Source organism: Candidatus Angelobacter sp. (assembly GCA_035607015.1).
GTDB lineage: Bacteria > Verrucomicrobiota > Verrucomicrobiia > Limisphaerales > AV2 > AV2.
Map to the genome: position 1 here is coordinate 1 of DATNDF010000240.1, position 4744 is coordinate 4744.

General features: G+C 60.1%; 3 protein-coding genes. 2 read left to right on the plus strand and 1 reads right to left on the minus strand.

Annotation, left to right across the window (positions count from 1 at the left end; all coding sequences use genetic code 11):
• Nucleotides 1–81: 81 nt before the first annotated feature.
• A complete protein-coding gene (locus VN887_09860; GenBank protein HXT40316.1) occupies nt 82–516 on the plus strand; it encodes a TPM domain-containing protein in 435 nt (144 codons plus the stop codon).
• Between the two features lie 383 nt (nt 517–899).
• A complete protein-coding gene (locus VN887_09865) occupies nt 900–2594 on the plus strand; it encodes an ABC transporter permease subunit (GenBank protein HXT40317.1) in 1695 nt (564 codons plus the stop codon).
• Here the strand turns inward: VN887_09865 and typA are convergent.
• Nucleotides 2575–4410, minus strand: a complete 1836-nt coding sequence (typA, locus tag VN887_09870) for a translational GTPase TypA (GenBank protein ID HXT40318.1) — start codon at nt 4408–4410, stop codon at nt 2575–2577. The two genes, VN887_09865 and typA, sit on opposite strands and share 20 nt — an antisense overlap.
• Nucleotides 4411–4744: the final 334 nt, after the last annotated feature.

The following is a 4744-nucleotide window of genomic DNA, read 5'->3' on the forward strand; positions in this document are numbered from 1 at the left end:
GGCGGTTTCTCGGGAGGCGGGTTTTCCGGTGGTGGCGGCAGTTTCGGTGGTGGCGGTGCCAGTGGCAGTTGGTAGGAAAGCATGAAACCGAAAGAATTCGTTGATCAACTCGACGACGGCAAAATCGTGGCTGCGATTGCCGAGGCCGAGCGCAAGACCTCCGGCGAGGTTCGCGTTTATGTTTCGCACCGGCAAAGAGAGGATGCACTGGTGGCGGCGAAGGCCCGGTTTGCGAAGCTCGGCATGGCGCGCACTCGTCATCGGAACGCCGTGCTGATTTACTTTGCGCCGCTGACCCACAAGTTTGCCCTCTGGGGCGATGTGGAAGTGCACAAAAAATGCGGCGAAGAATTCTGGCAGGAAATTGCCGGGCGAATGGCCGCCGCTCTGAAGAACGGCCGGTTTACCGAAGCGGTCGTCCTGGCAGTCCAAAGCGTGGGCGAAGTTCTCGCGCGGCATTTCCCTCGCGACCCGGACGATAAAGACGAACTGCCGAACAAAGTCGAGCGCGACTGATCTGTCCTCGCCAATCGGCGGGGCCAGGGCGGGCAACAAAGGGACCGGCGGAAGTTCGAAAGGAGGCATTCGGCGGATTGACGGCGGCAGCTTCACCGCGAAACTCCTCGATAGACGTTTCCCGAAAGTGCATTCTCCCTCGCGGGCCATGAGCGGGCTGACCCGGACCGCCCGTCAGTCATATTTGCCGCGCCTGAAGTTGCAACCGTTTCATACATGCTCCGGACGCCGCGCCCGCGCCGATCAACCCCATAAAAAGTCGAACGTCTTCATTGACGTTTTCGGCCGCTACCCCGGCCCGTCTGTTTATTCGGGGCCTTTTTTGTCCGGGAGCAATTTTTGACTTCGGCCCCGGCGTGGACGCGCATTAAGCTCACGGCCAGATGCGTTTCCTGCCGATTGTAGATCGTGAACTCCGCGTGGCGGCGCGACGGCGAAGCACGCACGCGCTCCGGCTGCTCGCGGCGTTGGGCGCATTCATCATCCTCCTGTGGCTTTGCCTGTTCCCGGTCAGTGGCCAGCCCCCGACTGAATTGGGCAGATCCCTCTTTGCCGCGCTGAACACGGCGGCGCTGACGTATTGCATGCTGATCGGGCCGTTCATCACCGCTGATTGCGTCAGTTCCGAAAAGCGCGATGGCATGCTTGGTCTGTTGTTTCTCACCGACCTGAACAGTTTCGATGTCGTGCTCGGCAAATGGGTGGCCACGTCGCTCGCTGGATTTTACGGACTGCTGGCCGTGCTGCCTTCACTGGCGATCCCGCTGCTGCTCGGCGGCGTCACGCCCGGTGAATACGGGCGCATTGCCCTGGCAGTGGTCAACGCGATCCTGTTTTCGCTCACCGCGGGGATGTTCGTGTCCGCGTTGAGCCGCGACCAAACCAAAGCCATTCTCGGCTCGCTGATTCTGGTTCTGACGTTGAGCGGTCTGCTGCCGGGGTTGGTGGTTCTTGTCATCGACATGCTCCTGGGACGAAGCGCGATCGGAACGTCGTCGCTGATAACGCTGGCCAGCCCGGTTTATACCGCCCAGTTCGCCATGGATGCTGTTTTCAGGTCGAACTCAAGACCCTTCTGGCTGTCGCTTGGCATTGTTCACGGCTTGTGCTGGTTCTTCATGGCCGGCACGACATTGATCGTTGCCCGGGTCTGGAGGCAAGACCCGGTCGAATCGGGAAGATCAGGCCTCTGGCTGTTACGCCTCGGCCGCTCAAAGCGCTGGCAGCGGAAACTGGCGCGGCGGTTGAAAAAAAATCCCATCTTCGCTCTCGCCAGCCGGCAACGCTGGCCGCACTGGGTTTTCTGGGCGCTGGTGGGGATCGTCGCCATCAACATCTACTGGCTCACCGACGGAGTCCGGCGCAACGGCGCCACTTTGCCGTTCTTCCAGCAGTTCAACACGGCCATGTATTTCATCAACCGCGTCTGGCTCGCGGCGATGGCCTGCCGGTTTTTCGTCGAAAGCAGGCGCAACGGCGCGCTGGAACTGATCCTGACCACGCCGATTACGGTCCGGACCATTTTGCGCGGACGCCGTCGCGCGTTGCTACGTTTCTTTTTCTGGCCGGTGCTGGCGATTGCCATGTTGCATTGTTTATTCCTTTATGAGTCGTGGAAGCCGATCGCCCACCAACCCGGCGGTGCGGCGGCGTTCCGCATCTACGGGTTCATGGCCGGTGGAAGCCTGGTTAATTTTTTGACGGACGTGTTCGCATTGAGCGCAGTCGGCGGCTGGCTCGCGTTATCGTCGAAGAAGACTCACTTCGCCGTGTTGACAACGTTTCTATGCGTAACGCTCATGCCGTGGCTGTTACTGCATCCGACCGGCTTGCTGCAAATGCTCCAGGGGAAGTTTCCAGCGCGGTATTATCTGGTCTGGCCGGCGGTGTGGGTGTCGAAGAACCTCCTGTTCATGACGTGGGCAACTTACAAGATCCGAACGCACTTCCGCGCGGCTGCGGCGCAAACGTACAGATTGAAGTCAACAAGCGTCGTCGGCGTTTTTCTCACGGGATCGAACAAACCCCGGAGCCCGGAGGAACCCGCGGGGGCAGTCCTTACTCCGCCACCACCTTGATCGCCCTGGTTTGCTGGGCGCGCTTGCGCTGGTTCTCGTCGAGAATCTTTTTACGGAGGCGCAGGTTCCTGGGCGTGGCCTCGACGTACTCGTCGGAACCGATGTATTCGAGGGCTCGTTCGAGGGAGAGCTTCATCGGCGCGGCGAGTTGGATGCCCTTGCCATCGCCCTGCGAGCGCATGTTGGTCAGCTTTTTGGCCTTGCACGGATTGACGGGGATGTCGGTCTCGCGCGCGTTCTCACCCACGATCATGCCCGCGTAAATGGCGTCGCCAGGTTCCACCATCAGGCGGCCGCGTTCCTGGATCATATTCAGGGCGTAGGCCATGGCCTCGCCGTTTTCCATGCTGACGAGCGAGCCGTTCTTGCGCGCCGCGATATCGCCGCGATCCGGACCGTATTCGTGGAAAAGATGGCTCATTACACCGAGGCCGCGCGTCATGTTCACCAGATCGGTCTCGAAGCCGATCAACCCTCTCATCGGGATGAGCGCCTCGATGCTCACCTGCTCGCCGTGGTGGTTCATGGTGGTGATTTCCGCCTTGCGGCCCGAAAGGTTCTCCATGACCGGCCCCATCGTGTCCTTCGGGATTTCGACGAACAGCCGTTCAATCGGTTCGAGCAGTTCGCCGCCGGCGTCCTTTTTGTAGAGGACTTCGGGCCGGCTGACCAACACCTCGTAACCCTCGCGGCGCATTTGCTCGACCAGGATCGCAATCTGCATTTCACCGCGGCCGCTCACCGCAAAAATCTTCGGGTCGTCAGTGTCTTCGACCCGTAATGCGACGTTGGTGCGGAGTTCTTTTGTCAGCCGCTCCCGGATGTGGCGGGCGGTGACAAGCTTGCCGTCCTTACCGGCCAGCGGACCGTCATTGACGGCGAACTCCATCTGGATTGTCGGCGGGTCAATCCGCTTGGACGGCAGCGCCGGTCGTTCCGGATTGTCCACAATCGTCTCGCCGATAAAAACGTCCTCGAAACCGGTCACGCCGACGATGTCGCCGGCATGCGCTTCCTGGACTTCGATGCGCTTGAGTCCCTCGAAATGGTAAAGCATCGTGACTTTTCCGGCGGTTCGGGCGCCGTTGTTGTGCAGGCACACGGCCGCGTCCCCGACCTTGATTCTGCCGGAGTAGATTTTTCCGAACGCGATCCGGCCGAGATAATCGCTGTAGTCGAGGTTCGCGACGAGCAGTTGAAAACCTTCGCTGGCGTGGGCGCGCGGCGGCGGGATGTGCTTGATCACCGAGTCGAACAGCGGTTCCATCGTACCGCTGGCGTGTTCGAGCTGCTCTTTTGCGTAACCGGCCTTCGCACTGGCGTAGATGACCGGGAAATCCATTTGCTCGTCGGTGGCGTTGAGTGAAATGAACAGGTCCCAAACCTGATCCAGCACTTTCTTCGGACTGGCATTGTCGCGGTCGATCTTGTTGATGACCACAATTGGTTTCGCGCCGGCTTCAAGCGCCTTGCGCAGGACAAAGCGCGTTTGCGCCTGCGGACCTTCCGCGGCGTCAACCACGAGCAACACTCCGTCGATCATGTTCATGATGCGCTCGACTTCACCGCCGAAATCGGCGTGGCCGGGCGTGTCCACGATGTTGACGTGATAATTCTTGTATTTGAACGCGGCGTTCTTGGCCCGGATGGTGATGCCCTTTTCGCGCTCGAGGTCCATCGAATCCATCAGACGTTCCTCCTGGGTTTCGTGCTGGTTGGCGCGAAAGGTTCCCGACTGTTTCAACAGGCAATCCACCAGCGTGGTCTTGCCATGATCGACATGCGCGATGATCGCGATATTGCGGATATGGTTCATAACAAATTCAATTTCAGCCGGACGGGTCACGCCCTCAATGTAGCCGCAAGTTCCGGCCGGCGCACGCGTTTGGAGGTGCCGCGTGCCGTTTGCCCGCGCGGACCGAGCCGCGAAGTGTGGCGGGTTGACGGAAAAGGTCAAGTCTTCGTCCGGCGGATTTATGTCCCGTTTCACAACCACTTAACGCTTGGGCCAACAATGGCATTTGTGGCTAAATTCGGCCGTGTCGCCAAACGGAACACATGGGACCGGAACGGGAAGGAGCGCATGGCGCCTGGCCGCGGTAATTGCGGCGCTGGCGGCAGGGATCTGGTTCTGGCGACACCAATCCGCT

Coding starts and splice junctions, on each gene's coding strand:
- VN887_09860 (HXT40316.1), top strand. CDS start 82: ATGAAACCGAAAGAATTCGTTGATCAACTCGACGACGGCAAAATCGTG.
- VN887_09865 (HXT40317.1), top strand. CDS start 900: ATGCGTTTCCTGCCGATTGTAGATCGTGAACTCCGCGTGGCGGCGCGA.
- typA (HXT40318.1), bottom strand. CDS start 4,410: ATGAACCATATCCGCAATATCGCGATCATCGCGCATGTCGATCATGGC.